Here is a 26089-nt window from a genome sequence, read left to right as displayed (position 1 = left end):
CGTTATTGCCAACACCAGGGCCGTTATCTGGCCAGCATTAAACACTGACTGTTCCGATGATGAACAGCGTTCGTGACCGTTTTGGCTTCTGCGCCTGTGCGCCGGTCACGAAGTTTTAAGAGGATTTTGTGATGAGTTTGCAACAGACATTAACGGTATTTGAACTGATGGATAGCGCACACGTCAGCGGTCAGGATGTTGTGGATTTATTTGCCCGTTATCCGGGCGTCATCGCCAGCACAAACCGTGCGGATGGCCCGAAAGGCGGCACGGATTTCGTCCGTATTACCGTGCCCGGCAGCAAAGGAAAAAGCAGCGGCGGCACTTCACCGACGCTGGGGATTATCGGCCGTCTGGGCGGGATTGGTGCACGCCCGACGCGCATTGGTCTGGTGTCCGACGCGGACGGTGCGATTGCTGCAGTAACCTGTGCGCTGAAACTGGCGGACATGCAGCGAAAAGGCGATACGCTGGAAGGCGATGTCATTATTACTACCCACATCTGCCCGAACGCGCCAACCCGCCCGCACGATCCGGTGGATTTCATGGATTCGCCGATCGATGACGTGACCATGAATGACAACGAAGTGGTCGACGGCGTGGACGCGATCCTTTCCATCGACACCACTAAAGGCAACCGCATTATCAATCACAAGGGTTACGCCATTTCGCCAACAGTGAAAGAGGGCTACATCCTGCGTGTATCCGAAGATCTGGTGCGCATTATGGAGATGACCAGCGGTAAACCTGCGGTCACTTTCCCCATCACCACACAGGACATCACGCCTTACGGCAACGGCGTTCATCACCTTAACAGCATTTTGCAACCGTCAACGGCGACCGACGTTCCGGTGGTTGGTGTGGCGATCACGGCAGAATCTGTGGTGCCGGGCTGCGGTACCGGCGCGAGCCATGAAGTGGATATCGCCCTGGCGGCGAAGTTTGCCGTGGAAGTCGCAAAAGAATTCGGGCGCGGTACGTGCCATTTCTTTGATGCCGACGAATATCAACTCCTGTTGTCGCTGTACGGAAGCTTGCGCCACCTGCAAAACCGGAAGTAAGCCTTATGATCACGACCTTTGCGACGTTAACCATTGGACAGGCGCCGCGCAGCGACATTATGCCGCTGCTAATGGCGCATCTGCCGGCCAAATCAGTGACCCACGTGGGCCTGCTGGACGGAATGAGCACGGAGCAAATTGAGCAGCGATATGCGCCTGCGGAAGGCGATGCGGTGCTGGTTTCGCGTTTGCTGGACGGTTCGCAGGTCACCATGGCGGCGCATCGGGTCGAACGCGGATTACAGGAAAAAATCGACGTTCTGGAAGCGCTCGGCTGCATGACCATTTTACTGCTGTGTACCGGCGAATTTAAAAAGCTGCGCGCCCGCAATGCGCTTCTGCTCGAGCCTGATCGGATTATCCCTCCGCTGATTGGCGCGATTGTCGGCGAGCATCGCGCAGGAATTGTCGTGCCGATCGAAGAGCAGATCGTCGAGCAGTCGAACAAATGGCGAAAGCTGTCTAAACCGCCGTGCTTTGCGGTGGCCAGCCCGTATATTTCCGATGACCAGACCATTATCGAAGCGGCGATGCGTCTGGCGCAGCAGGGTGCGGAAGTGGTGGTACTTGATTGCATTGGTTACACGCGGCATCACGCCGAATTGCTGAAAAAGCATCTCAGCATTCCGGTTCTGTTGTCGAACGTGCTGATGGCAAAATTGGCGGCGGAACTGATCGTCTGACGTTGGGGAGTAAAGCGGACATGTGCGGAGCGGACAGCCACCCACAATGGCACTGTGCGACGCTAAAATCAAATCAGCGACGCCGCTTTGCGGGCGGTGTCGTCTGGTGCAGATAAAGCGGTAATAATCAGTGACAGAACGAGGTTTCTGCCCCTAATATGGAGGCTCTGAAAATTATCGCAAAGGGCCAATCTATGTTGAAAAATAATGAGTATTTTGACGGGAAAGTTAAGTCGATTGGTTTTGACAGCGACAGTACGGGTTCAGCCAGCGTTGGCGTGATGGCCGTCGGCGAATACACTTTCGGCACCGCTAAGCCGGAAGAAATGACCGTCATCAGCGGCTCGCTGAAAGTGCTGATCCCGGGTTCCCCGGACTGGCAGGTCTTCAAGCCGGGCGAAACCTTCTACATTCCGGGTAAAAGTGAATTCAATTTGCAGGTCGGCGAAACCACGTCGTATCTCTGCAAGTATCTGACCAAATAAATCATTCAGACACAGCACAAACAGAAAAGGCGCCAATGAGCGCCTTTTCTTATTTCATAACCCCGTATACCCAAAATCATTCGAGTTGCATCAAGGCGGCAACTGAGTGAATCCTCCGGGAGCATACATCAGTATGTGACCGGAGTTCGCGAAGGCGGCCAACGCGGAGGCAGCTTGAAGGATGAAGGGTATAACTAGCGTTGTGCTTCGCCGCCCAGAGCCTCAATCAGGTTTTGAATCAGCGCCGCCAGTTCACCGGTCATCAGCACGAAATCCGCATCGAAACGTCCGGCGAAATCTTCGCGGTCGATGTCTTCGTTCTGGTCACGGATCACGTCGCCGAATTTCAGACGTTTGATGCTGCCGTCGTCGGCCAGAACAACGGCAATACGTTCCTGCCAGTCGACGGCCAGCTTGGTCACCAGTTTGCCATTCTCGATGTGCGTGGCGATTTCGTCGCTGACCAGCGCCTGTTTCTTACAGCGGATCACGCCGCCTTCTTCCAGAATCGCCTTCAGTTCGGCTTCATCCTGCAGGGCAAAACCGGCAGGCGTCTGGCCTGAACGCACCCATTCGGTGAGCGTCAGTTCGATCGGGCTTTCCATGGTTAATGGCACAACCGGCAGTGAACCGAGGCTTTTACGCAGCAGCGCCAGCATGTCTTCCGCTTTTTTCGCGCTGGCGGCATCGACCATGATCAGGCCGTTAACGGTGTCGATCCACATGAATGTCTGGCTGAAACGGCTGAATGCGCGCGGCATCAGGCTGTGCAGCACTTCGTCTTTCAGGGAATCTTTTTCGGTTTTCTTCAGCTTACGGTGTTGCTCACCTTCAAGCTGATCGATTTTGGCCTGTAACTCCTGTTTGATGACCGGAGAAGGCAGGATTTTTTCTTCTTTACGGGCGCAGATCAGGATCTGACCGCCGTTAACGTGAGTCAGCGCGTCGCCACCGTGGGAACCCATCGGTGAAACCCAGCCGGTTTTCGCCATATCCTGGCTGCCGCACGGGGTAAAGGTGAAAGCGCTGAGCTGTTTTTCCATTTCGTCAGCAGATAACGAAACTTCACGGCTCAAACGGTATACCAACAAATTCTTAAACCATAACATGGCGTTATCCCTGTCCCGGCGCACTCGTGGTACGCTGATTAAATGAATGCAGGGCGGCATGATAACCAATTGAGCGCCGGTCGTCGTTAAGAAATCACCGCAGCATGAAACATTGCATAACAGCTTATTCTGGTGGCGACAGCAGCGAGCTTCTACACTGATTTAACCTCAAAATAACTGACCCTACCGGCAGAAACAGGAGAGAAAACGTGCGAATTGGCATTGATTTAGGCGGCACAAAAATAGAAGTCATCGCGTTATCCGGCGAAGGGAAAGAACTGTTCCGCAAGCGGGTGGATACGCCAAGAAATGATTACGAGCGCACGCTGAAAGCAATTGAAGGGCTGGTGCTGGACGCCGAAAAGGCCACAGGCCAGCACGGCAGCGTCGGCCTTGGGATCCCCGGCACGCTTTCGCCGTTTACCGGTAAAGTGAAAAATGCCAACTCGGTCTGGCTAAATGGCCAGCAGCTGGATGAAGATCTGGCGCTGTTGTTAAAACGTGAAGTCCACATTGCCAACGACGCCAACTGTCTGGCGGTTTCCGAAGCGACCGACGGCGCGGGCGCCGGGCGTCACACGGTGTTTGCGGTCATTATCGGCACCGGCTGTGGTTCCGGCGTTGCGCTTAACGGCGCGGCGCACGCGGGCGGAAACGGCAATGCCGGAGAGTGGGGGCATAACCCGCTGCCGTGGCAGGATGAAGACGAAATTCAGTTTGCCCGCGACGTGCCGTGTTATTGCGGCAAATCCGGCTGTGTGGAGACCTTTGTGTCGGGCACCGGTTTTGCGGAAGATTATTTCCGGCTGTCAGGCCAGCGGCTGAAAGGCGCGGAAATTATTGAGCTTGTTGAGCAGGGCGACGAAACGGCGGAGCTGGCGCTGGGCCGCTACGAGCGTCGTCTGGCGAAAGCGCTGGCCAATGTGGTGAATATTCTGGATCCGGATGTCATCGTTTTTGGCGGCGGCATGAGCAACGTCGATCGTCTGTACCAGACCGTTCCCGTGCTGATCAAACAGTGGGTCTTTGGCGGCGAATGTGAAACACCGATCCTTAAAGCGGTTCATGGCGATTCCAGCGGTGTTCGCGGTGCCGCCTGGCTGTGGCCGCAGTCGCGCTTCGCGTTGTAATTTTCTGGCAGACAAAAGCCGCATGATGTCACGCCATCATGCGGCTTTATCGTTTACTGCGACGGGACTTTAAATTCACTGCTCAGACGGCTGACGCCCAGCCCGTTCACCTTGGTCACTTTGATTTGCACCGGAATGCGGTCTTTCATCGCTTCAACGTGGCTGATCACGCCGATGGTTTTACCGGAGGCGTTCAGGCTGTCGAGGGCGTCCAGCGCGGTATCCAGCGTGTCGGCGTCGAGCGTACCGAAACCTTCGTCGAGGAACAGCGAATCGATGCGGGTTTTATCACTCACCAGATCTGACAACGCCAGCGCCAGCGCCAGACTGACCAGGAAGCTCTCGCCGCCGGATAACGTGCGGGTATCACGCACGGCGTCGGCCTGCCACGTATCGACAACCTGCAACTCCAGCGCGTCGCTGGTTTTACGCTGCAACAGATAACGGCCATGCAGTTTTTCCAGCTGGCGGTTCGCCAGATACACCAGATGATCCAGCGTCAGCCCTTGCGCGAACTTACGGAATTTCGCGCCATCGCTGGAGCCAATCATCTGATTGAGATATCCCCAGTCATCACAGGTCAGCTGCGCCTGCGCAATCTGCGCGATTAACTGCTGCTGGCTGCCACTGCGTTCCTTGTCGAATTTAAGCTGATTACTCACTTCGCCGGTGCGCTGTTGCAGCGCTTTCAGGCTTTGTGACAGCGATTCCTGTTCTGCCATCAGCGCCGTGAGATCGCTTTCGTTTTCACTCAGATGCGCAGGCCGTGCGAGCCGCTGTTTCTCCAGTGTCTCTTTCGCATCGCTTAACAGCGCCTGAGCCTGCGCCAGCTGTTTCTGCAACTGGTCTTTACGCTGCCTGAGTTGCTGGCGTAAGGTGTCGTCGAGCATCGCGAGTTTCACTGCGTCTTCATCCGCAAACTCGCTGGCGGTCAGCGCCTGTTGCCAGTCTGTTTGTGCCTGATGCAGACGCGCCGTGGCCTGCTGATGTTGCAGCTGCGTGCTGGCGAGCTGACCGGCGAGTTTGTCGCGAAGTTCCTGCGCCCGGTGCAGGGCCGTCTCGGCTTCGCTGACGGCTTTTTCGGCGGCCTGTTGTTGCAGATGTAAGTGCTCGCGAACCTGCGTAACCTGACGGTCGCCGAAGAGTTCTGTACGCTGCGCCGTCAGTTCCTTCAGCGTTTTCCCGCCATCCGCATACTGGGTTTGCAGACGCTCAAGCTGTTCCTGAGATTTCGCCAGGTTTTGCTGTGTCAGCGTAAAACGCTCCGCCAGTAATGCGCTTTGCTGCTGGACTTTTTGTTGCTCGCTGACGGCTTCGCTGAGGGCGTCTTTCGCCTGTTGCAGCGCACGCGCCAGCTGTTCATGCTGGCGGAGGGTTTCCTGCGTTTGCTGTTCTTCCTGATCGCATGACGCCAGCCATTGCTGAATGTCCGGCGCATCCATCAGCGTGAACGTCAGACCATGCGGAGCGCTGATTTTCTGCCAGTTTTCGAGATGTGCGTTCAGCTGCTGCTGGTCGTGCTCAAGCTGCGTTTTCAGGCGTAACTGGTGTTCTTTCAGGCTTTTAATTTTCGCGGCCAGTTCGATTCCGCTGGCTTTCGCTGCATCAAATTCCAGCTGCATTTTCTCAACACGCTGCGCCGTTTCAGACGGTTTGATCTCCTGATAACTTTCGATCGCCGGATGCGAGGTGGAACCGCACAGCGGGCAGGCCAGGCCGCTTTGCAGATTCGCGCGTTCTGCCGTCAGGCTGACGATCAGTTCCTCGCTTTTCAGCCGCGCTTTGACATCATTCAGATGCTCAAGCTGTTTCTGGCATTGCAGGCGGATTTTGCCAAGGCGTTCTTCTTCTTCCGCGATTGCCGTCTGATTCTGCGCAAAATCCTGATGCTGCTGACGGACACGCGAATCGAGCTGAGGGAAAATTTGCGCGAGTGAAAACAGCTGCTGACGCACCGGACGCAGCTGCGCCAGTTCAGATTGCCGTTTCTGCAACGTCGTCAGCGGCTGCTGTTTTTCCAGTTCGGCCTGATTTTGTTGCTGAACCTGAAGCGCACCGGTCAGCGTGGCGTGTTTCGCCTGATGCTGCTGACTCTGTGCCTCCAGTTTCTGGCGCTCTTCGGTGATTTTCGCCAGCATCGCGCTGTGCTCACTGGCCTGTTTCTGTGCTTCACTGACGGCCTGCTGCGTGTCAGTCAGTGATTTGTGCCACCGGGCAATTTCGTTATCCAGCGGCAGAACTTTTTCGTCCATCAGCGTCTGGAGCTGACGCTGCTCTCCGGCCTGATTCTGGCGAGCAGCTTTCTCCTGTTCCAGCGCCAAAGCCAGCGGTGTCATCTGTGCGGCCTGTTGTTCCTGCTGCTGAACCAGCTGCGTGAGCGTCTGCTGTAACTCCTGCGTTTCTTTCTCGCAGCGCAACCGGTCGCTGAGCAGCGGACGCAGCTTTTCAGCCGGTTCACTGCGCGCGAGTTGCTGCAACTGCGGCGCTGCGGCGAGGTTTTCCTGCTCCGCCGCCGTCAGTTGCTGCTGAGATTGCTGATGTTTTTGCTGCACCTGTTGCCATTGTTGCAGCCAGTTCAGATGCTGCTGGCGTTGCAGCGCCTGCTGGCTGAGGATAATTTCCTGCGCGTTCAGCGCGGCCAGTTCCGTTTCGAAGGCCTGACGCTGCTCTTCGCTGAGCAACTCGATACCGGCCATGCGCTGATACAAACCGTCGAGCTGATTTTTGGCTTCTTTATGTTGTTCAAACACGCGTTCAGAAAGTCGCCCGTAGATTTCTGTGCCGGTCAGTTCTTCCAGCAATTCCGCGCGGTCGTTGGCATCGGCATTCAGGAATGCGGCGAACTGGCCTTGTGAAAGCATCATCGATTTGGTGAAACGGCCGAAATCCAGCCCGGTCAGCCCGGCGATGGCATCAAGTTTATCGCGCACTTTGTCGGCCAGAATTTTGCCATCGGCCAGCAGTGCCAGTTCTACTTTGGGCGCCTGTAAATTACCGTCCGGCGAATTTTTGGCCCGGCGCTGGCTCCAGAACGCGCGGTAGCCAATGCCTTTGACCTCAAACTCGACTTCCGCCAGCGATTCGGCGGTGTGGCGGGTCATCAGTTCATTCTGGCTCGGCGTAACGTTCAGACGCGGCGTCTGGTGATACAGCGCCAGACAGATGGCATCGAGCAGGGTGGTTTTCCCCGCGCCGGTCGGGCCTGTGATGGCAAATAATCCGTTGCTGGCAAAAGGCTCAGCGGTGAAGTCGATTTTCCATTCGCCTTCCAGCGAGTTCAGGTTTTTTAAACGCAGACTGAGAATTTTCATTGGGCGGCATCCTCTGCGGACTCGCCGCTGGTGACCTGACTGACAACCTGAGCGAACAGCGTGCGCATCCGCGCCTGACGCGGTTCGTCGGGATCGGTTTCCTGCGCCAGCCGCCGCTCAAACACTTCGCTGACACTCAGTTCGCTGAGCGTTTCTTTTTCCTGTTGATCGATGCTGCTGATGCGCTGTTCTTTACTGCGGCGCAGCAGAACGACTTCCACCGGCAAATCTGAGGTCAGCGTCTGAATACGCCGCTGGATATCACTGAGATAGTCCTGCGTGGCGACTTCGATATCCAGCCATACCGGTTTACCGGCATTGCCGTCAGCAAACTGCGTCAGTTGTTTTTCGATGTCGGCGAGCGAACCTTTAATGATCTGCATTGGCTGGAAAACGGGGATTTCCAGCGTGTCGATGGCGTTGAGCGTAGCGCCCTCGAAATCAAGCAGGTAAACGCTTTTGGTTTTGCTGAGCTCATCGAAACTCAGCGCAATCGGTGAGCCGCTGTAACGGATATGTTCGGTTTTTGCGACGCACTGGGCGCGGTGAATATGCCCGAGCGCCACGTAATCCACCGGCGGAAAGGCCTGCGCCGGGAAGGCGTCGAGCGTGCCTATATAGATGTCGCGCACGGAGTCAGACGTACTGACGCCGACGGTGGTCAGATGGCCGGTAGCGATAATGGGCAACGGCACGCCAAGTTCCTGACGTTTAGCCAGCGCGGCCTGATACAGCGCGTCATAATGCGCCGCAATGGCTTCCTGCAAGGCGAGCTGTTTGTCGCTGCCGGACTGCCCGGCCTGGCTGGCCAGCAAGTCGCGCGGACGCAAAAACGGAATGGCACACAACACCGCGCCGGGCTGGCCTTCGCGGGTATTCAGCACCAAAACCTGTTCATCCAGATTTTCGCCTACGGTGGCGATCACCCGCGTATTCAGGCACGAAAGCAGTTCGCGGGATTCATTGAGCGTGGCGACGGAATCGTGATTTCCGGCCAGCACCACCAGCTGGCAGCCGGTTTGTTGTAATTCAACCACGAAGCGGTTATACAATTCGCGGGCGTAACTGGGCGGCGAGCCGGTATCAAAGATGTCCCCGGCGACAATGACGGCGTCCACCTGATGCTGCTGCACCTGACCGGTCAGCCAGCGCAAAAATGCCTGATGTTCAGCGGCGCGGCTTTTGGTAAAAAAGTACTGGCCGAGGTGCCAGTCGGAGGTGTGGATCAGGCGCATGAGACTCCCGTGTGAACCCTGTATGACGACAATGGGGCAAAGTATAAACGTCGGCGGGGGAACCTGTCCCCGATAAATCAGACCAATTTCAGCAGGATGGCGGGAATTTATCTGTCATATTTGCCTTAAATGAACCATCATTTTCATTCATAAATCTGTCACAAAACTGACGCATAATGGCGCCCGCAATCAAATAAAAGATCGCTAACCTATTGGCAGGACCTACGATGGCTAGACGTATATTGGTGGTTGAAGACGAAGCTCCAATCCGTGAAATGGTGTGTTTTGTACTGGAACAGAATGGATATCAGGCAGTAGAAGCTGAAGATTTTGATTCAGCGATTGGCCAGTTAGTTGAACCTTACCCTGAACTGATCCTGCTCGACTGGATGTTACCCGGTGGTTCCGGTATTCAGTTTATTAAGCACCTTAAACGTGAAGCGCTGACCCGCGAAATTCCGGTGATGATGCTGACCGCACGCGGTGAAGAAGAAGATCGGGTGCGCGGCCTGGAAGTCGGTGCCGATGATTACATCACCAAACCGTTTTCACCCAAAGAACTGGTTGCCCGTATTAAAGCGGTGATGCGCCGGATTTCGCCAATGGCGGTCGAGGAAGTGATCGACATGCAGGGGCTGAGTCTGGATCCGTCGTCTCACCGGGTGATGGCCAACGAGCAGGCGCTCGACATGGGGCCGACCGAATTTAAGTTGTTACACTTCTTTATGACCCATTCCGAACGCGTTTACAGCAGGGAACAGTTGCTCAATAACGTGTGGGGCACTAACGTTTATGTGGAAGATCGCACGGTAGACGTGCATATTCGTCGTTTGCGTAAAGCGCTGGAAACCAGTGGACATGACAGAATGATCCAGACTGTTCGTGGTACCGGATATCGTTTCTCAACGCGTTATTGAGTGCCCCACAGCGGAGAATCTGTGTGTTAGAACGTTTGTCATGGAAACGTCTGGCCGGCGAATTTTTTCTCTTTTGCCTGCCAGCGCTGATCCTCGGAATTTTCGTCGGCCATTTCGGCTGGCTCCTCTTTGCGTCGCTCGTCGCGGCGCTGGGCTGGAATTATTACAACCAGCTTAAACTCTCTCACTGGCTGTGGCTTGACCGCAGCATCACCCCGCCGAACGGGCGCTGGAGCTGGGAACCGCTGTTTTACGGGCTGAACCAGATGCAGATGCGCAACCGGCGACGTCGTCGTGAATTAGGTCAGCTGATCAAACGTTTCCGCAGCGGTGCCGAATCGCTGCCGGATGCGGTGGTTCTGGCGACGGAAGAAGGCAATATCTTCTGGTGCAACGGACTGGCGCAGGATCTGCTCGGTTTCCGCTGGCCGGAAGATAACGGGCAGCATATTTTTAACCTGCTGCGTTATCCGGAATTCCGCACCTGGATCCAGACCCGTGACTTCAGCCGTGCCCTGAATCTGCAACTCAATAATGAACATTATGTTGAGTTTCGCGTGATGCCCTATTCCGAGGGACAGCTTCTGATGGTGGCGCGTGACGTAACGCAGATGCGTCAGCTCGAAGGCGCGCGACGTAACTTCTTTGCCAACGTTAGCCATGAACTTCGTACGCCGCTGACCGTGTTGCAGGGGTATCTGGAAATGATGGAAGACGCCAAGCTGGAAGAGCCGTTCCGCACCAAAGCGCTGGATACGATGCAGGAACAGACGCGGCGCATGGACGGGCTGGTGAAGCAACTTCTGACCCTGTCGAAAATCGAAGCATCCGCCAATATCGATATGCACGAGAAGGTCGATATTCCTGTGATGCTGAGCATGCTTGAGCGGGAAGTACAGACGTTAAGCGGCGGGAAACATGAAGTGGTGTTTCGCGTAAACGAAAAGCTGAAAGTCTTTGGCAACGAAGATCAGCTGCGCAGTGCGGTGTCGAATCTGGTGTATAACGCCGTGAATCACACCCCGCCGGGCACGCGGATTGAAGTCAGCTGGCAGCAAATCCCGCACGGCGCACAGTTCCAGATAAGCGACAACGGGCCGGGCATTGCGCCGCAGCACTTACCGCGTCTGACCGAACGTTTTTACCGTGTGGATAAGGCGCGATCGCGACAGACCGGCGGCAGCGGGCTGGGGCTCGCTATCGTAAAACATGCGCTCAGCCACCATAATTCGAAGCTTGAAGTCCTCAGCGAAGTCGGCGTCGGTACCCGGTTTATGTTTACGCTGGCACCGAAACTGATTGTTCCTCAGGGTTCAGACTCCCCGGTCTCCGTAAAACCTTAATTTCCGTAATTTCCCTAAAGCCTGTTATCAGCCGATAGCAGGCTTTTTCATTTCTGTTTATGGCGTGATGTATCCTCCTGATCATGAATTTATTTCACGTCCCATGAAAATTCCTCTGTTGTGGGTGAACAGGCTGCATGACAGTATGGCCTTAAAGCCGTTTAGACATCCAGATGTCTATAAATAACGCAACGTAATTATTTACTTTGTAAATCATTCGCATTCCGCCAGGGGCGTGATGCCATAAGGAGTTTTCATGCAACGTACAACCCCTCCGTTCCGCGCTGACGTCGTTGGCAGTTTCCTGCGTCCGGCCGCGATCAAAGAAGCCCGCAAACAGTTTCAGGCCGGTGAGATTGATGCGGTGCAGCTGCGTGCTGTGGAAGACACTGAAATCCGCCGTGTGGTGGATTTGCAGCGTGAAGCCGGTCTGCAAGTGGTGACGGATGGCGAATTCCGCCGTGCGTGGTGGCACTTTGACTTCTTCGAAGGTCTGGAAGGTGTGGAAGGTTACGATGCGGTTCAGGGGATCCAGTTCAACGGCGTACAGACGAAAGCGCGCAGTATCAAAGTGGTGAGCAAACTCGGTTTTGGTTCGCACCCGATGCTGGAAGATTTCCGTTTTCTGAAAAGCATCAGCGGAACGGCTGTGCCGAAAATGACCATTCCGAGCCCGAGCGTGATGCATTTTCGCGGTGGCCGTAACGCCATCAGCAAAGACGTTTATCCTGATCTGAAAGACTATTTTGACGATCTGGCACAGGTTTACCGGGACGCGATCAAAGCCTTTTACGATGCCGGCTGTCGTTATCTGCAACTCGACGATACCGTCTGGGCGTATCTGTGTTCTGAAGATCAGAAGAAACAAATCCGCGAACGTGGCGACTCTCCGGAAGAGTTAGCACGTACTTACGCTGACGTGCTCAACAAAGCTATCGCCGGTAAACCGGACGATCTGGTGATTGGTCTGCATGTTTGCCGCGGTAACTTCCGTTCAACCTGGATTTCTGAAGGTGGTTACGAGCCGGTGGCAGAGATTCTGTTTGGCGGGGTGAATATCGACGCTTTCTTCCTGGAATATGACAATGAACGTTCAGGCGGGTTCGAACCCCTGCGTTTCATCAAAAAAGGCCATCAGCAGGCGGTTCTGGGGCTGATTACCACCAAATCCGGCGAGCTGGAACTGGCAAAAACCGTGGAAGCGCGGATCGCAGAAGCGGCTGAATATCTGGACATTAACCAGATTTGCCTGAGCCCGCAGTGTGGCTTCGCGTCGACGGAAGAGGGCAACAGTCTGACCGAAGCGCAGCAGTGGGAAAAACTGAAACTGGTGGTGGATATCGCTGCCCGCGTCTGGTAAATCCGCAAGCGGCTAAATTTTGGCCTCGTAAAAATGCTGGATATTGTGCGTGAAATGACCTGCAGGTGGTGATTTCACGCATTTTTAATCTCAACGGAGCATATCTTGTGCTTTGTTCGTTCAAAAATCATACATATCATATTGCGTGTTTCGGAGTGTATTTAGTGATTATTACTGCTTTGTTGTATTAATCTGGTTGAACGCTCTGCTTTTTGGATCACGGCTTGCCTTTCTACGCTATAAACGTTTACCTTAAGCCCCGCTGTCGCTCGATACTCCCTGCATAACAACGTAATCATCTGCATATCATCAGGCGTTTTTAGCTCACTCCGATCCTCACATTGGTGCTCTCTGGCTATGACAACGCCATTCATCCTTCTGACGGAGTGGCACGACGACAGCATCGGACACTTTATTCATTTGAACAGGCAACACGACACCAATCATGAGTACTCGTTTAACAAATAAAGATATTCTGGCGCTGGGTTTCATGACCTTCGCCTTATTCGTCGGGGCCGGAAATATCATTTTCCCGCCGATGGTTGGCTTGCAGGCCGGTCATGAAGTCTGGTGGGCAGCTGCCGGGTTTATGATCACGGCGGTAGGGCTTCCCGTGATGACCGTGATTGCGCTTGCGCGCGTCGGTGGCGGTGTTGACGCCCTGAGTACGCCAATTGGTCGTGGTGCCGGTATTCTTCTGGCGACCGTCTGTTATCTGGCTGTAGGCCCGCTGTTTGCCACACCGCGTACAGCGACGGTCTCCTTTGAAGTGGGTATCGCGCCGATGACCGGTGACGGCCCGCTGCCTCTGCTGATTTACAGCGTAATTTATTTCGCTCTGGTGATTGGTATCTCCCTGTATCCGGGCCGCCTGCTCGATACCGTAGGGCATTTCCTCGCGCCGCTGAAAATGGTGGCGCTGGGCGCACTGGGTATCGCTGCACTGCTGTGGCCTGCCGGTCAGCCAATGCCTGCGGTTGACGCTTACCAGACGGTGCCGTTCTCCAGTGGTTTCGTTAACGGCTATCTGACGATGGATACGCTGGGCGCACTAGTCTTCGGGATTGTTATTGTCAACGCAGCACGTTCGCGTGGCGTGACAGATGCCAAACTGCTGACCCGTTATACGGTTCTGGCAGGTCTGATTGCCGGTCTGGGCCTGATGCTGGTCTACCTGAGCCTGTTCAAACTGGGTGAGAACAGCGCTTCACTGGTGCCAAATGCAACAAACGGCGCGGTGATCCTGCATGCTTACGTGGCACACACTTTTGGCAGCGTGGGCAGTTTCTTCCTCGGCGCGCTGATTTTCATCGCCTGTATGGTCACCGCTGTTGGCCTGACCTGCGCCTGTGCTGAGTTCTTCGCTCAGTATCTGCCGCTGTCATATAAAACGCTGGTCTTCATTCTGGGTCTGTTCTCGATGCTGGTGTCCAACCTGGGCCTGAGCCATCTGATTCAGATTTCCGTACCGGTTCTGACTGCGATTTATCCGCCGTGTATTGCCCTGGTTGTACTGAGCTTCACCCTGCGCTGGTGGAACAGCACCACACGTATCGTCGCGCCGGTGATGGTTGTCAGCCTGGTCTTTGGTATTGTTGATGGCATCAAAGCTTCTGCTTTTGCAGACCTGATGCCAGCCTGGACTGCGAACCTGCCGCTGGCAGCGCAAGGTCTGGCCTGGTTACCACCGTCATTATTAATGCTGGTGCTGGCCGGTATTTATGACAAAATCAGCGGTCCGCGTAGCGTCACTGCGCACCAATGATCATTTGGTGAATGTTCAACGGCATAAAATATAATTAGTCTGCTGAATGTTTCGCCAATCGGGCCACGGAGAATCTTCCGTGGCTTTTTCATTGGCAGGTAAAAAAGTTAATTTCTTAAAATACGCACTTTTGATATTTAAAAAACATACGGGTTAATGCACATGCAGCAAGAAGCTGAACAACCAACAGAGCAAAAAGAAGCGCCAGGCACGAAGCTAAAACGTGGCCTGACAACGCGCCATATTCGCTTTATGGCACTGGGATCAGCCATCGGTACCGGGTTATTTTACGGTTCTGCCGATGCCATCAAAATGGCCGGACCAAGCGTGCTGCTGGCGTATCTGGTCGGCGGTATTATCGCGTTTATCATCATGCGTGCGCTGGGCGAGATGTCCGTTAATAATCCGCAGAGCGGGTCGTTCTCCCGTTACGCGCAGGATTATCTCGGGCCGATGGCCGGCTACATCACCGGCTGGACGTATTGTTTTGAGATTCTGATTGTCGCGATTGCCGATGTAACGGCGTTCGGTATTTATATGGGCGTGTGGTTCCCGGATGTACCGCAATGGACCTGGGTGCTGAGTGTGGTACTGATTATCGGCGCTATCAATCTGGTGAGCGTGAAGGTGTTCGGTGAGCTGGAGTTCTGGTTCTCCTTCTTCAAAGTGTTCACCATCATCATCATGATCATCGCCGGTTTCGGTATTATCTTCTGGGGCATTGGCAACGGCGGGCAGGCGACGGGTATCCACAATCTGTGGACGAACGGTGGCTTCTTCAGCCAGGGCATCATGGGCACGATCCTGTCGTTGCAGCTGGTGATGTTTGCCTACGGTGGTATCGAAATCATCGGTATTACCGCCGGTGAAGCAGAAGACCCGAAGAAATCCATTCCGAAAGCCATCAACTCCGTTCCGCTGCGTATTCTGGTGTTCTACGTGGGTACGCTGTTTGTGATTATGTCGATTTTCCCATGGAATCAGGTGGGTACGCAGGGCAGCCCGTTCGTGCTGACGTTCCAGCACATGGGGATTGCGGCGGCTGCAACCATTCTGAACTTTGTGGTGATCACCGCGTCTCTTTCTGCGATTAACAGTGACGTGTTCGGCGTGGGCCGTATGTTGCACGGTATGGCAGAGCAGGGGCAGGCGCCTAAAATGTTCAGCAAAGTTTCGCGTCTCGGCACGCCGTGGGTCACTGTTCTGGTGATGATGGCCGCACTGCTGGTGGCGGTTTATCTGAACTACATCATGCCGTCCAGCGTCTTCCTGGTGATTGCGTCTCTGGCGACATTCGCGACCGTTTGGGTGTGGATTATGATCCTGTTCTCCCAGATCGGTTTCCGTCGCAAGCTCAGCAAACAGCAGATCAAAGATCTGGAATTCCCGCTACGCGGCGGCGTTTACACCTCGGTCTTCGGGATTATTTTCCTGGTGTTTATCATCGGGCTGATTGGTTACTTCCCGGATACCCGTGTGTCGCTGTATGTCGGTCTGGTTTGGGTTGTGGCGCTGCTGGTCGGTTACCGATTCAAATTGCGTAACGACCGTAAGAAAGCAGCACTGGCGCTCAGCAACAAAGCGTAAGCAAGTACTTACCTACGGCTGATAAATAAAAGCCCCGATATCATGATGATATCGGGGCTTTTTAAGTATGGATTAATAACCTATAGCGGCACCGGCAGGGCGTCGCACATCATTCGCGCCGTACAGATAGCCTTCACGGACTTTCCCCGAAACCGCCGAGTCGTTGCCTGAGTTCACCGGCGTTACACCCGCAGCGCCCGGCAGACCCACCAGAATCAGCTCCGTGGCACCCCACGGCGTTTGCTCAACCATTTTGTATCCCATTTTTTGCAGGATATTCAGGCTGTCCTGAGAAACGCCGCGCTGCTCGTAATACACCTCGTCCGGCAGCCACTGATGATGAATGCGTGGCGCATCGACTGCTTCCTGCGGAGGCATCCCGTAATCAATCACGTTCAGCGCCGTTTGCAGCGTAATGGTGATGATGCGTGAACCGCCCGGCGAGCCCAGAACCATGAAGATTTTTCCGTCTTTGGTCACCAGACTCGGGCTCATCGACGATAGTGGGCGCTTACCGGGGGCGATAGCATTTTTGGTTCCCTGCACCAGACCGTACAAGTTTTTCTCGCCGACTTTGGTGGTGAAATCATCCATCTCGTCGTTCAGGAAGAAGCCGGTTCCCGGCGCAATCACCACGGAACCAAAGCGGCCATTGACGGTGTACGTGGTGGACACGGCGTTGCCCATTTTATCGACGATGGAATAATGTGTCGTTTCCGGTTTTTCGTGCGGTTCCATGCCAGGCTGCACCTGCGTGGAAGGCGTCGCTTTATCCGCTTCTATTTTTTTACGAATTTCTTCCGCGTAGCTTTTACTGACCAGCCGGTCGATTGGGTTTTTCACAAATACCGGATCGCCGAGATAGGTATTGCGGTCCATATAAGCGTGGCGCATGGCTTCAGTGAGAACATGAATGGACGCTGCTGAGTTGAAGCCCATGCTTTTCAGGTCGTAGCCTTCAACGATGTTGAGAATCTCACACATCGTCACACCGCCGGAACTCGGAGGCGGTGCGGAAACAAATTTGTATCCGCGATAACTACAGGTGATTGGCGTGTCTTCCGTCACTTTGTAACTGGCGAAATCTGCCGCGGTCAGGATGCCGCCGCCTTTCTTCGATGCGGCTTCAACTGCTGCCGGGATTTTGCCTTTGTAGAAAGCATCCGGGCCGTGTTGAGAAATGGATTCGAGCGTATTGGCTAAATCGGTCTGCACCAGTTTGTCGCCGGGTTGCAGGGCGCTGCCGTCTTTACGCAGGAAAATGCGGGCGGCTTCCGGATCTTCTTTGAAGCGCTTAACCGTCGTATCGAGAATATCGGTATCCGCGCGGGTCAGCACAAAGCCCTGATGCGCCAGCTTAATCGCCGGAGCCATAACCTGCTGGCGGGTCAGTTTGCCGTATTCCTTTTGTACGGTGTCCATCCCCAGTACGGTTCCCGGCACACCTGCGGCCAGATAGCCGTACAGGCTGGCGCCTTTTTTAACATTTCCGTCGGCATCAAGATACATATTGGCGCTGGCTGCAGCGGGAGCGGTTTCGCGGAAGTTGATAAACGTGTCTTTTCCATCAGCCAGATGCACCGTCATGAAGCCACCGCCACCGATATTGCCACAGCATGGGTTGACGACCGCCTGCGCGTAACCGACGGCGACGGCTGCATCAATGGCGTTTCCGCCCATTTTCAGAATGTCGACGCCAACCTGTGAGGCCAGGTATTGCGAGGTGACAACCATTCCGTTCTGCGCTTCGACCGCGGGGTTAGACGCCGCGTACAGCGGGAGGCTGGTCAGTAATGCCAGTGCGAGGACTGATTTTTTCCATGGATTCCGTAACATTCAAACTCCTGTTTTTACCCTGTCTTTTAGAGTCATAACCTTCAGGTTATTGTGTGATAACGCTTTTTTAATGGCGATGTTGTTCCGTTCGCCGGGGAATTTTATGCAAAGCGCACGCCATTCTGGCAATAACGGGACGTTTTCAGCGTAGACGTAAATGAGAGGGAGCGGGTCAGTGAGGCGGGAAAATGTGATCGGGGCAAATCCGGAGCAAAAAAAACGGCCAGCTAAGCTGACCGTTGATAACCGTTAAATCCGTGAAGGGATTACAGGTTTGAAGCGTTTTCAGACAGGTATTTAGCCACGCCATCCGGAGATGCGCCCATGCCTTTTTTGCCTTTTTCCCACTGAGCCGGGCACACTTCGCCGTGCTCTTCGTGGAATTGCAGTGCGTCAACCATACGCAGCATTTCGTCGATGTTACGACCCAGTGGCAGATCGTTCACGACCTGGTGACGAACAACGCCTTCTTTGTCGATCAGGAATGAGCCGCGCAGTGCAACGCCAGCGTCCGGATGTTCGATACCGTAGGCTTTCTGAATTTCGCGTTTGATATCAGCAACCATTGCGTATTTAACAGGACCGATACCGCCTTTCTCAACCGGCGTGTTACGCCATGCGTTGTGAACGAACTCGGAGTCGAAGGAAACCCCAACAACTTCTACGCCACGATTCTGGAATTCTTCGTAACGGTGATCGAAAGCGATCAGCTCAGAAGGACACACAAAAGTGAAGTCCATTGGCCAGAAGAAGATAACAGTTGGTTTGCCTGCTGTGTGTTTTTTGAAGTTGAAGTTTTCAACTACTTCGCCGCTACCAAGTACTGCTGCTGCGGTAAAGTCAGGGGCTGGGCGAGTTACCAGAACCATAAATTACTCCTTTAAGACCCTTGAGGGTGTCGTAGGTGAGTGGAAAGGGTGAACAAAACGACTGCCAGTATAGGGGCAACCCTCAGGTGAATAAACCCCATCAGACCAATCAATCAGATAGCACCCGGCTATCAGTCTTTGACCTAAGTCTCAATCTTCTTTAACAACAACCCGCTGTTTTGCAGAGGATCGTGCCGTCACTCACAACTTTATGGGGCTTTTCAGAGTTCGCGGTCTTTCGCCTGCTGCATCATGACCGGATAAAATTGCCAAAAGAGTTGCTCAAGTGCGTCGTAATTGAGCTCTATATCGTGAAACGAGCCGCTCAGTGCGCTGAGTTTTGGACGGCGGTTTGCCATGCCCTGTAAGACTTCACCGATAAACGGCAGAACGGCATAACGCTCCAGCCAGCGCTGCGGCCAGATATAGTGATTCAGGTTTTGAAAACGTTCCGGCATGCCCGGAAGCTGCGGCTCGATTTCCTGCTGACAGACAGCGATAAAATCTTCCAGCGGCTGTTGCGGATGCAGGGAATTCCAGTGGCGCGACAGGAAGTGATCCCACACCACGTCGAGCGTAATCGGCGAGACGCGGCGAAAATCATCACGAAAATAGCTGCGGGCAATTTTCACTTCGGGCAGGGAATCGGTCATGACATCAACGCGACGATGCATGCGGATCCCGCTGACAATTTCCGGGCTGTATTGCCCGTCAGGATTGCCGCGAACGAAATCCGCCAGCAGATTGCCCAGCAGGGAACTGTCGGCCAGAGAGGCCAGATGGAGGTGTGCTAAAAAATTCATCGGGCGAGTATAACGCAGGAAAGTTGATCCCTGACAGGGCTGCGGGTGCCTTTCTTCGCGCATAAGCTTGCAGGGGATGCCCCGTCCCACTAGACTAAGCCGCCTGTTTTTGTCGTTAAAGTGAAGTGAAAAGCCATGCGTGTTGCCGATTTTTCTTTTGAACTCCCGGAATCCCTGATTGCCCGCTATCCGCAGACCCAGCGCAGCGGCTGTCGTTTGTTGTCTCTTGACGGGCCGAGCGGTGAGTTAACGCACGGCGTGTTCACGGATATTCTCGATAAAATCCTGCCCGGCGATCTGCTGGTCTTCAATAATACCCGCGTGATCCCGGCCTGTGTTTTTGGCCGTAAAGTCAGCGGCGGTAAAATTGAAGTGCTGGTTGAGCGTGTGCTCGATTCGCACCGCGTTCTGGCGCACGTTCGCGCGTCGAAATCGCCAAAGCCTGGCGCAGAGCTGCTGCTTGGGGATAACGAAGACATTAAAGCCACAATGGTGGCGCGTCACGACACCCTGTTTGAGCTGCAATTTAATGAAGACCGCGATGTCTTTACGCTGCTTAACGAAATCGGCCACATGCCGTTGCCGCCTTATATTGACCGTCCGGATGAAGACGCTGACCGCGAGCTGTATCAGACGGTTTACAGCGAACGTCCGGGCGCTGTTGCTGCACCGACAGCCGGTCTGCATTTTGACCAGCCGCTGCTGGATGCGCTGAAAGAAAAAGGCGTTGAGCTGGCGTTTGTCACGCTGCACGTCGGCGCGGGGACTTTCCAGCCGGTGCGCGTTGACACCATTGAAGACCACATCATGCACGCTGAGTACGCGGAAGTGCCTCAGGAAGTGGTAGATGCGGTTCTGGCGTGTAAAGCGCGCGGCAATAAAGTCGTGGCCGTGGGCACCACGTCGGTTCGTTCGCTGGAAAGCGCGGCGAAAGCCAGTGAAGACGCGCTGATCGCGCCATTCTTTGGCGATACTAAAATCTTCATTTATCCGGGATACCATTATCAGGTGATTGACTGCCTGATTACCAATTTCCACCTGCCTGAATCCACGCTGATCATGCTGGTGTCGGCGTTTGCCGGATACAAAAATACCATGAATGCTTACCACCAGGCGGTGGCAGAGCAGTACCGTTTCTTCAGTTATGGCGATGCGATGTTCATCAACCGTAACCCGCTGGCGCCGCAGGAAGTGGTGGGTCAGTAACCCTGAATCAGCAGTTAACGGCCCGGACGCACTCGGTGTATTCGGGCTTTCTTTTCCGGGCGTCATGCCACGGACTTAACCTCATCAGACTGTTTCTCTGATGCTGGAGGCAATGTGAAGTACGAATTAAGCACTACCGACGGCCGCGCGCGCCGTGGACGTCTGGTCTTTGAACGTGGCGTGGTTGAAACCCCGGCATTTATGCCTGTGGGCACTTACGGCACCGTAAAAGGCATGACCCCGGAAGAAGTCAAAGAAACCGGCGCACAGATTTTGTTGGGCAATACCTTCCACCTGTGGCTGCGCCCGGGTCAGGAAATCATGAAGCTGCACGGCGATCTGCATGATTTCATGAACTGGCATGGCCCGATCCTCACCGATTCCGGCGGCTTCCAGGTGTTCAGCCTGGGCGCGATGCGTAAGATCAAAGAAGAGGGCGTGCATTTCCGCAATCCGATCAACGGTGATCCGGTGTTCCTGAGCCCGGAAAAATCCATGGAGATCCAAAACGATCTCGGTTCTGACATCGTGATGATCTTCGATGAATGTACGCCATATCCTGCTGACTGGGATTACGCAAAACGTTCGATGGAAATGTCTTTGCGCTGGGCAAAACGCAGCCGTGATCGCTTCAACGAGTTGAATAATAAGAATGCTTTGTTCGGTATTATTCAGGGAAGCGTTTACGAAGATTTACGAGATGTATCATTAAAAGGGCTGGTAGATATCGGCTTTGATGGTTACGCTGTGGGCGGTTTGGCGGTAGGCGAGCCGAAAGAAGACATGCACCGTATCCTTGAGCACGTTTGCCCGCAAATCCCGGAAGACAAACCACGTTATCTGATGGGCGTGGGTAAACCGGAAGATTTGGTTGAAGGCGTTCGTCGCGGTATCGATATGTTTGACTGCGTCATGCCAACGCGTAATGCGCGTAACGGCCACCTGTTTGTCACCGACGGTATCGTAAAAATCCGTAACGCCAAGCATAAAGATGACACCTCGACGCTCGACGAACACTGTGATTGCTACACATGTCGCAATTATAGCCGCGCCTACTTGCATCATCTCGACCGTTGCAACGAAATTCTCGGTGCGCGGTTGAATACCATCCATAACCTGCGCTATTACCAGCGTCTGATGGCCGGTTTACGCCAGGCTATCGAAGAAGGTAAATTAGAGCAGTTTGTGACAGACTTCTACGAGCGCAAAGGCAAGCCTGTTCCGCCTTTAAACTTCTGATTTCTTTGTCGTGTCGGCATCTCCACAAGGTGGTGCCGATTTTATAATTTGTTGAACCGGCATTATGGGGTATTGTGCGAGACGTTTCATCGCCAGACTCCGGCTTGGATCACTGTTATTTTCTAAAACAATTTTGCTTCACAACAACAATGAGGGAATTTAAATGAGTCTTTTCATTTCCGATGCTGTCGCAGCGACTGGCGCACCATCACAGGGAAGTCCTTACTCTCTGGTTATCATGCTGGTGGTATTTGGTCTGATTTTCTATTTCATGATCCTGCGCCCGCAGCAAAAGCGTTCTAAAGAACACAAAAAACTGATGGACTCCATCGGTAAAGGTGACGAAGTCATGACCACGGGTGGTTTGATCGGTCGCGTAACGAAAGTAGCTGAAACTGGCTACGTGGTTATCGCACTGAACGACACTAACGAAGTGATGATCAAGCGTGACTTCGTGGCAGCAGTTCTGCCAAAAGGCACGATGAAGTCTATCTAATTTTCGATTTTCCCGAAGGGAACTGCCGTGTTAAACCGTTATCCTGCGTGGAAGTATCTGATGCTGGTCGTTGTGATCATCGTCGGGCTGCTTTATGCACTTCCCAACCTTTATGGTGAGGATCCGGCTGTTCAAATCACTGGTGCTCGGGGTTCCGACGCCAGTGCAGCAACGCTGGACCAAGTCCGTAATGCATTAGATCAAAATAATATCCAGAGCAAATCTATTGCTCTGGAGAATGGCGCTATTCTTGCCCGTTTCAAAGATACGGATGTTCAGCTTCGCGCTCGTGAAGTGCTGAACGGCGTTCTGGGCGACAAATTTGTGATTGCACTTAACCTGGCTCCGGCAACGCCGCGCTGGTTGAGCATGCTGGGTGCTGAGCCGATGAAGCTGGGCCTCGACTTGCGTGGTGGTGTTCACTTCCTGATGGAAGTGGATATGGATACCGCGTTAAGCAAGCTGCAAGAACAAACGATGGACAACATGCGCAGCGATTTGCGCGACAAGAATATCCCTTATGCCACGGTGCGTAAGCTCGACAACTATGGCGTTGAAGTGCGTTTCCGTGATGCTGCGACCCGCGATGCGGCGGTCAGCTATCTGACTCCACGTCACCGCGATTTAGTCATCACCAACAGCGGCGATACTGCTGTCAAAGTGGTGATGACTGATGCCCGCCTGAATGAGGCGCGCGAGTATGCTGTTCAGCAAAACATCACTATCCTGCGTAACCGTGTAAACCAATTGGGTGTGGCCGAGCCGCTGGTACAGCGTCAGGGCGCAGACCGTATTGTGGTTGAGTTGCCAGGTATTCAGGATACTGCCCGCGCTAAAGAAATCTTAGGCGCAACGGCAACGCTGGAATTCCGTCTGGTTAACACCAATGTAGATGCCTCTGCGGCGTCAACAGGCCGTGTTCCGGGTGACAGTGAAGTGAAAAATACCCGTGATGGTCGCCCGGTTGTCCTGTACAAACGTGTGATTCTGACCGGTGACCATATCACTGACTCCACATCCAGCATGGATGAATACAACCAGCCACAGGTTAACATTTCTCTCGACAGCGCTGGCGGTAACGCCATGTCTAACTTCACCAAGGATAACATCGGCAAACCGATGGCAACCCTGTTCGTGGAGTACAAAGACAGCGGTAAGAAAGATGCGAATGGCCGTTCGATTCTGGCGAAACAAGAAGAAGTTATTAACGTCGCGACGATTCAGTCACGTCTGGGTAACAGCTTCCGTATCACCGGGGTGAACGATCCGAATGAAGCCCGCCAGCTTTCTCTGCTGCTGCGTGCCGGTGCTCTGATTGCGCCAATTCAGATTGTAGAAGAACGTACTATCGGCCCGACCTTGGGTATGGAAAATATCAAGCAAGGTCTGGAAGCCTGTCTGGCAGGACTTGTGGTTTCAATTATCTTCATGCTGTTCTTCTATAAGAAGTTTGGCCTGATTGCGACCACTGCGCTGATTGCTAACCTGGTGCTTATTGTTGGGATCATGTCCCTGATACCGGGCGCAACACTGACCATGCCGGGCATTGCGGGTATCGTATTAACCCTTGCCGTAGCGGTTGATGCCAACGTACTGATTAACGAACGTATTAAGGAAGAACTTAGTAACGGACGTTCAGTACAGCAGGCTATCGAAGAAGGTTACAAAGGCGCGTTCAGCTCAATCTTTGATGCCAACGTCACGACGCTCATCAAGGTTATCATCCTGTATGCCGTCGGCACCGGGGCAATTAAAGGCTTTGCGATTACAACCGGTATTGGTGTAGCGACGTCAATGTTTACCGCAATCGTCGGTACCCGTGCCATCGTAAACCTGTTGTACGGCGGCAAGCGCATCAAAAAGCTGTCTATCTGAGGAGTGCGTTGTGGCACAGGAATATACTGTTGAACAATTAAACCATGGCCGTAAAGTCTATGACTTTATGCGATGGGATTACTGGGCTTTCGGTATCTCTGGTTTCCTGTTGATCCTTTCTATCGCCATTATTGGTGTGAAAGGTTTTAACTGGGGTCTGGATTTCACCGGCGGTACGGTCATTGAAATCTCGCTGGAAAAACCTGCGGATTTGGACGTGATGCGCGCAGCGCTTGAGAAATCAGGCTTTGCCGATCCGCTGGTACAGAACTTTGGTAGCAGCCGTGACATCATGGTACGCATGCCACCGGCTCAGGGTGAAACAGGCGGCCAGGTTCTGGGTACCAAAGTTCTTAGCGTGATTAACGAAACGACCAGCCAGAATGCTCAGGTGAAACGTATCGAGTTCGTCGGACCGAGCGTAGGGGCCGATCTGGCGCAAAATGGTGCTATGGCGCTATTAGTGGCGCTGATCGCTATCCTGATTTACGTCGGTTTCCGCTTCGAGTGGCGTCTTGCCGCAGGTGTTGTTATCGCGCTTGCTCACGACGTTGTGATCACCATGGGTGTACTCTCGTTGTTCCATATCGAAGTTGACTTGACCATCGTCGCTTCACTGATGTCGGTTATCGGTTACTCCCTTAACGACAGCATCGTGGTATCGGACCGTATTCGTGAGAACTTCCGCAAGATCCGTCGCGGGACACCTTACGAAATCTTTAACGTGTCGCTGACCCAGACGCTGCACCGTACATTGATCACATCCGGTACCACGTTAGTCGTGATCCTGATGTTGTATCTGTTTGGCGGTGCATTGCTCAGTGGTTTCTCACTGACCATGTTGATTGGTGTTTCAATCGGTACGGCTTCATCAATCTACGTTGCGTCCGCGCTGGCTCTGAAACTGGGCATGAAGCGTGAACATATGTTGCAGCAGAAAGTGGAAAAAGAAGGTGCAGATCAGCCTTCGATTCTGCCGTAATCTGCCGGTAGCGTAGAAAGTAAAAACCCCGCAATGCGGGGTTTAATAAGATGGTCACCCCCACCCTGTGAGCGGTACGCTGACAGGGTGTTTTTCTTTCTGAAGGGGATCATCATGCAAAACGTTACGCTCATCGGTATTGACCTCGGCAAGCATTCGTTCCATGTCCACGCTCAGGATAAAAACGGTAATGCATTGCTGCGTAAGAAGTTTTCCCGCAACCAGTTAACCGCCTTTCTCTCTACTTGTGCCGCTTCTACCGTTGTTATGGAGTCCTGCGCCGGCGCACATTATATGGCCCGACACATCAGCCAGCTCGGCCATCAGGTGAAGCTCATTTCACCTCAGTTTGTTCGCCCATTTGTTAAGAGTAATAAGAACGATTTTATTGACGCCGAAGCCATTTGCGAAGCCGCTTCAAGGCCCTCCATGCGCTTCGTGACGCCGCGAACCGAAGACCAGCAGGCTATGTCAGCACTGCATCGCGTCCGTGATGCCCTCGTCAGAGAGCGTGTTAAAACCACCAACCAGATGCATGCTTTCCTGCTGGAGTTTGGCATTAGCATGCCGCGCGGCATCGCGGTTATCAGGCGTCTTGCCGCAGTGCTTGAAGAGCACGAACTGCCGCCTTATTTAGCACGCTTGCTTATGCGGCTCCATCAGCATTACGCCTGCCTTAGTGAACAGATTGAAGAGCTCGAACAAGAGTTAAAAACCCACATGGCGGATGACGATACCGCGCAGCGCCTGCTGACTATCCCCGGCGTTGGACTTATCACGGCAAGCCTTTTAGCCAC

Annotated in this window: 21 protein-coding genes; 15 read left to right on the top strand and 6 right to left on the bottom strand. The window is 53.8% G+C overall.

The window, feature by feature from the left end:
- Positions 1–131 precede the first annotated feature (131 nt).
- The 3 genes from IV433_RS06410 (at position 132) to ppnP (ending at position 2229) form a co-directional block, all read left to right on the top strand.
- Entirely contained in the window at positions 132–1061 is a 930-nt protein-coding gene (locus tag IV433_RS06410; protein WP_195813951.1) for a DUF1177 domain-containing protein, read from the top strand.
- Positions 1062–1066: 5 nt separating this feature from the next.
- The gene (locus tag IV433_RS06405; RefSeq protein WP_195813952.1) at positions 1067–1744 is read left to right on the top strand and encodes an AroM family protein; all 678 of its coding nucleotides are present in this window, start codon (positions 1067–1069) and stop codon (positions 1742–1744) included.
- Between the two features lie 194 nt (positions 1745–1938).
- The gene (gene ppnP / locus IV433_RS06400) at positions 1939–2229 is read left to right on the top strand and encodes a pyrimidine/purine nucleoside phosphorylase (RefSeq protein ID WP_101075794.1); all 291 of its coding nucleotides are present in this window, start codon (positions 1939–1941) and stop codon (positions 2227–2229) included.
- A gap of 194 nt (positions 2230–2423) precedes the next feature.
- Here ppnP and rdgC read toward each other — a convergent pair whose 3' ends face one another.
- Positions 2424–3338, bottom strand: coding sequence for a recombination-associated protein RdgC (rdgC, locus tag IV433_RS06395; RefSeq protein ID WP_195813953.1), 915 nt, complete (start codon positions 3336–3338; stop codon positions 2424–2426).
- Positions 3339–3547: 209 nt separating this feature from the next.
- Here rdgC and mak point away from each other — a divergent pair, with 209 nt between their 5' ends.
- The gene (mak, locus tag IV433_RS06390) at positions 3548–4468 is read left to right on the top strand and encodes a fructokinase (protein ID WP_195813954.1); all 921 of its coding nucleotides are present in this window, start codon (positions 3548–3550) and stop codon (positions 4466–4468) included.
- A 53-nt stretch (positions 4469–4521) separates the two neighbouring features.
- Here the strand turns inward: mak and sbcC are convergent, their stop codons facing one another.
- Positions 4522–7779, bottom strand: a complete 3258-nt coding sequence (gene sbcC / locus IV433_RS06385; RefSeq protein WP_195813955.1) for an exonuclease subunit SbcC — start codon at positions 7777–7779, stop codon at positions 4522–4524.
- Positions 7776–9014: an exonuclease subunit SbcD gene (gene sbcD / locus IV433_RS06380; protein ID WP_195813956.1), complete on the bottom strand. Its 1239-nt coding sequence runs from the start codon at positions 9012–9014 to the stop codon at positions 7776–7778. The genes sbcC and sbcD overlap by 4 nt, the downstream gene beginning before the upstream one ends.
- Before the next feature lie 227 nt (positions 9015–9241).
- Between sbcD and phoB the strand changes: the two genes are divergently transcribed.
- The 5 genes from phoB (at position 9242) to proY (ending at position 15986) form a co-directional block, all read left to right on the top strand.
- Positions 9242–9931 carry a phosphate response regulator transcription factor PhoB gene (gene phoB / locus IV433_RS06375; protein WP_013576682.1) on the top strand — a complete coding sequence of 230 codons (690 nt, stop codon included), beginning with the start codon at positions 9242–9244 and terminating at the stop codon, positions 9929–9931.
- Between the two features lie 23 nt (positions 9932–9954).
- Positions 9955–11274, top strand: a complete 1320-nt coding sequence (gene phoR / locus IV433_RS06370; protein WP_195813957.1) for a phosphate regulon sensor histidine kinase PhoR — start codon at positions 9955–9957, stop codon at positions 11272–11274.
- A gap of 256 nt (positions 11275–11530) precedes the next feature.
- Positions 11531–12634, top strand: a complete 1104-nt coding sequence (locus IV433_RS06365; protein WP_195813958.1) for a cobalamin-independent methionine synthase II family protein — start codon at positions 11531–11533, stop codon at positions 12632–12634.
- Positions 12635–13079: 445 nt separating this feature from the next.
- Positions 13080–14399 (top strand): branched-chain amino acid transport system II carrier protein, encoded by a 1320-nt coding sequence (gene brnQ / locus IV433_RS06360; RefSeq protein ID WP_195813959.1) that lies wholly within the window; start codon positions 13080–13082, stop codon positions 14397–14399.
- Between the two features lie 162 nt (positions 14400–14561).
- Positions 14562–15986 (top strand): proline-specific permease ProY, encoded by a 1425-nt coding sequence (proY, locus tag IV433_RS06355; RefSeq protein WP_195813960.1) that lies wholly within the window; start codon positions 14562–14564, stop codon positions 15984–15986.
- Between the two features lie 72 nt (positions 15987–16058).
- Here proY and ggt read toward each other — a convergent pair whose 3' ends face one another.
- The 3 genes from ggt to IV433_RS06340 form a co-directional block, all read right to left on the bottom strand.
- Positions 16059–17822 carry a gamma-glutamyltransferase gene (gene ggt / locus IV433_RS06350; protein ID WP_195813961.1) on the bottom strand — a complete coding sequence of 588 codons (1764 nt, stop codon included), beginning with the start codon at positions 17820–17822 and terminating at the stop codon, positions 16059–16061.
- Positions 17823–18088: 266 nt separating this feature from the next.
- Positions 18089–18691 (bottom strand): peroxiredoxin C, encoded by a 603-nt coding sequence (locus IV433_RS06345; protein WP_013576674.1) that lies wholly within the window; start codon positions 18689–18691, stop codon positions 18089–18091.
- Between the two features lie 221 nt (positions 18692–18912).
- The gene (locus IV433_RS06340) at positions 18913–19494 is read right to left on the bottom strand and encodes an acyl carrier protein phosphodiesterase (RefSeq protein ID WP_195813962.1); all 582 of its coding nucleotides are present in this window, start codon (positions 19492–19494) and stop codon (positions 18913–18915) included.
- Between the two features lie 135 nt (positions 19495–19629).
- Between IV433_RS06340 and queA the strand changes: the two genes are divergently transcribed.
- From queA to IV433_RS06310, 6 genes are all read left to right on the top strand, one after another.
- On the top strand, positions 19630–20700 hold the full coding sequence (gene queA, locus IV433_RS06335) for a tRNA preQ1(34) S-adenosylmethionine ribosyltransferase-isomerase QueA (protein WP_195813963.1): 1071 nt from the start codon (positions 19630–19632) through the stop codon (positions 20698–20700).
- 114 nt (positions 20701–20814) lie between these two features.
- Entirely contained in the window at positions 20815–21939 is a 1125-nt protein-coding gene (gene tgt / locus IV433_RS06330) for a tRNA guanosine(34) transglycosylase Tgt (protein ID WP_152327855.1), read from the top strand.
- A gap of 163 nt (positions 21940–22102) precedes the next feature.
- Positions 22103–22435 (top strand): preprotein translocase subunit YajC, encoded by a 333-nt coding sequence (gene yajC / locus IV433_RS06325; RefSeq protein WP_013576670.1) that lies wholly within the window; start codon positions 22103–22105, stop codon positions 22433–22435.
- Between the two features lie 27 nt (positions 22436–22462).
- Complete coding sequence (secD, locus tag IV433_RS06320) at positions 22463–24310, top strand: protein translocase subunit SecD (RefSeq protein WP_195813964.1); 1848 nt, start codon at positions 22463–22465, stop codon at positions 24308–24310.
- A 10-nt stretch (positions 24311–24320) separates the two neighbouring features.
- On the top strand, positions 24321–25292 hold the full coding sequence (secF, locus tag IV433_RS06315) for a protein translocase subunit SecF (RefSeq protein ID WP_195813965.1): 972 nt from the start codon (positions 24321–24323) through the stop codon (positions 25290–25292).
- Positions 25293–25406: 114 nt separating this feature from the next.
- Positions 25407–26089 (top strand): IS110 family RNA-guided transposase (locus tag IV433_RS06310; protein ID WP_195822784.1); only part of this gene is annotated, 683 nt, incomplete at its 3' end.

This window comes from Rahnella laticis (assembly GCF_015644585.1).
Classification (GTDB): Bacteria; Pseudomonadota; Gammaproteobacteria; order Enterobacterales; family Enterobacteriaceae; genus Rahnella; species Rahnella laticis.
This window is presented reverse-complemented; position numbering and strand designations above follow the sequence as displayed.

Coding starts and splice junctions, on each gene's coding strand:
- ggt (WP_195813961.1), bottom strand. CDS start 17,822: ATGTTACGGAATCCATGGAAAAAATCAGTCCTCGCACTGGCATTACTG.
- ppnP (WP_101075794.1), top strand. CDS start 1,939: ATGTTGAAAAATAATGAGTATTTTGACGGGAAAGTTAAGTCGATTGGT.
- sbcD (WP_195813956.1), bottom strand. CDS start 9,014: ATGCGCCTGATCCACACCTCCGACTGGCACCTCGGCCAGTACTTTTTT.
- proY (WP_195813960.1), top strand. CDS start 14,562: ATGCAGCAAGAAGCTGAACAACCAACAGAGCAAAAAGAAGCGCCAGGC.
- IV433_RS06365 (WP_195813958.1), top strand. CDS start 11,531: ATGCAACGTACAACCCCTCCGTTCCGCGCTGACGTCGTTGGCAGTTTC.
- queA (WP_195813963.1), top strand. CDS start 19,630: ATGCGTGTTGCCGATTTTTCTTTTGAACTCCCGGAATCCCTGATTGCC.
- sbcC (WP_195813955.1), bottom strand. CDS start 7,779: ATGAAAATTCTCAGTCTGCGTTTAAAAAACCTGAACTCGCTGGAAGGC.
- IV433_RS06345 (WP_013576674.1), bottom strand. CDS start 18,691: ATGGTTCTGGTAACTCGCCCAGCCCCTGACTTTACCGCAGCAGCAGTA.
- IV433_RS06410 (WP_195813951.1), top strand. CDS start 132: ATGAGTTTGCAACAGACATTAACGGTATTTGAACTGATGGATAGCGCA.
- yajC (WP_013576670.1), top strand. CDS start 22,103: ATGAGTCTTTTCATTTCCGATGCTGTCGCAGCGACTGGCGCACCATCA.
- rdgC (WP_195813953.1), bottom strand. CDS start 3,338: ATGTTATGGTTTAAGAATTTGTTGGTATACCGTTTGAGCCGTGAAGTT.
- phoB (WP_013576682.1), top strand. CDS start 9,242: ATGGCTAGACGTATATTGGTGGTTGAAGACGAAGCTCCAATCCGTGAA.
- IV433_RS06340 (WP_195813962.1), bottom strand. CDS start 19,494: ATGAATTTTTTAGCACACCTCCATCTGGCCTCTCTGGCCGACAGTTCC.
- IV433_RS06405 (WP_195813952.1), top strand. CDS start 1,067: ATGATCACGACCTTTGCGACGTTAACCATTGGACAGGCGCCGCGCAGC.
- brnQ (WP_195813959.1), top strand. CDS start 13,080: ATGAGTACTCGTTTAACAAATAAAGATATTCTGGCGCTGGGTTTCATG.